At 39.4% G+C, this 2188-nt stretch carries 2 protein-coding genes; one reads left to right on the top strand and one right to left on the bottom strand.

What is annotated here, in order from left to right:
* Positions 1 to 249: 249 nt before the first annotated feature.
* The gene (gene asd / locus HMPREF0027_RS02535; RefSeq protein ID WP_005621992.1) at positions 250 to 1362 is read right to left on the bottom strand and encodes an aspartate-semialdehyde dehydrogenase; all 1113 of its coding nucleotides are present in this window, start codon (positions 1360 to 1362) and stop codon (positions 250 to 252) included.
* A gap of 185 nt (positions 1363 to 1547) precedes the next feature.
* On the opposite strand from asd, the gene HMPREF0027_RS02530 reads away from it, so the two are divergent.
* On the top strand, positions 1548 to 2078 hold the full coding sequence (locus tag HMPREF0027_RS02530) for a superoxide dismutase family protein (protein WP_005621991.1): 531 nt from the start codon (positions 1548 to 1550) through the stop codon (positions 2076 to 2078).
* The last annotated feature ends 110 nt before the right edge of the window (positions 2079 to 2188 follow it).

The raw sequence follows: 2188 nt of genomic DNA, 5'->3' as shown, positions 1-2188 counted from the left end.
TAATTGAAAATGTCGTTGAGTGAATAAACGGTTTTTGTCATGTTGAAGATAAAACTCGATGACTTGTTGTTTGAATAGCGAGTTATATTTAGTCATAAAAAATCTGCACCTTAATCCGTTGGATGGTTAGTCCAACTTTTGGGGTGTAGATCACATTGCTTGGGCTTTTTTAATGTCATCAATAAGCGGTCAAAATTTGCAATTTTTTTTGCAAAATCCAACCGCTTGTCCGTCTCTAATTAATCCAAATTATTTGATTAATTGAACTAAGATACGGCGTACCGGCTCTGCCGCACCCCATAATAATTGGTCACCTACGGTAAATGCCGCAAGATATTCAGGACCCATCGCTAATTTACGTAAACGACCGACCGGAACACTTAATGTACCAGTCACTTTCGCCAGTGTTAATTCACGTAAAGTGGTTTCTTTATCGTTTGGAATTACTTTCACCCATTCGTTATGTGCTGCGATAATTTGTTCGATTTCCGCTAAGGGTAGGTCTTTTTTCAATTTGATAGTAAATGCTTGGCTGTGGCAACGTAATGCACCGATACGCACACATAAACCATCCACCGGAATCGGGTTATCGCTTAAACCTAAAATTTTGTTGGTTTCCGCATAACCTTTCCATTCCTCTTTGGTTTGACCGCTTTCTAATAATTTATCGATCCAAGGAATTAAACTACCCGCAAGTGGCGCACCGAAGTTATCGGTTGGGAAGCTGTCTTCACGCATTTTCGCTGTGACTTTGCGCTCAATATCTAAAATTGATGAGGCAGGGTTTGCTAATTCCGCTTTTACAGAATCTTCTAATTCACCCATTTGTGAGAGTAACTCACGCATATTTTTAGCACCAGCACCTGAAGCCGCTTGGTAAGTTGCGACAGAAACCCACTCTACTAAATCTTTTTCGAATAAACCGCCGATCGCCATTAACATTAAACTTACGGTACAGTTACCGCCAACAAATGTTTTTACACCATTTTTCAAACCATCTGTAATAACATGTTGATTAACGGGGTCTAAAACGATAATTGCGTCTTTTTCCATACGTAAGGTTGATGCGGCATCAATCCAATAGCCGTTCCAACCTGCAGCACGTAATTTAGGATACATTTCGGTAGTGTAGTCGCCACCTTGGCAAGCCACGATAATGTCTAACTTTTTAAGTTCTTCAATATCGAAAGCGTCCTTTAAATCACCGGCATCTTTACCCGCAAAAACCGGTGCTTTTTGACCCGCTTGTGAGGTAGTGAAAAAAATTGGGTTAATGTTTTCAAAGTTGTTTTCTTGAACCATACGATCCATTAAAACTGAACCGACCATACCACGCCAACCGATAAAACCTACATTTTGCATTGTGTTGCTCCTAAATTGAAAAGTACAAAGTTGTGTTTGAATTTATTTTGGAAATAGATGTGATAAATACAAGATTTTATGCAAAAATGCAATCGATTTTAGGTCATTCGGGTAATATATGTTAAATGGGGCTTACCGACCTAAAATATTCTCCCCTTTCACACTAAAACTAAAAGGAAATTACAATGAAATTCACAAAACTCGCGCTCACTGTAGCATTATTCAGCGCATCGGCTTTTGCTGCTGCACATCCGGGCCACCATGCTACTGATAATCCGAATGCAGAGAAACTCGTAGTACAAGTTCAGCAACTTGATCCGGTTAACGGAAATAAAGATGTTGGTACAGTTGAAATTACCGAATCGGCATACGGTTTAGTATTTACACCAAACTTAACCGGCCTTACACAAGGCTTACATGGTTTCCATATTCATGAAAATCCAAGCTGTGAAGCAAAAGAAAAAGATGGCAAATTAGTAGCAGGCTTAGGCGCCGGCGATCACTGGGATCCTAAAGGTACCAAACAACACGGCTTCCCATGGTCTGATAATGCTCACTTAGGCGATTTACCGGCATTATCTGTAATGCAAGACGGTTCGGCTCATAACCCTGTACTTGCACCATGCTTAACAAAACTTGAGGAAGTAAAAGGCATAGTAGACAAAAAGGTTGGTGTTTTGCAAAACTATGCCTCTATTGGACAAAAGGGTTGGTAATGATTATTTTTAGATCATCATTACCGACTCTTTTTATTTAAAAAGTCCTGTATAAACAATATCTTATGTTTTCTCGTTAAACCGCTATGCGGACGTAATTTATCTTTCTG

The sequence above is a fragment of the Actinobacillus ureae ATCC 25976 genome (assembly GCF_000188255.1).
Taxonomy (GTDB): Bacteria; Pseudomonadota; Gammaproteobacteria; order Enterobacterales; family Pasteurellaceae; genus Actinobacillus; species Actinobacillus ureae.
The sequence above is the reverse complement of the archived record's forward strand: the minus strand, read 5'-3'. Positions and strand labels throughout refer to the sequence as shown.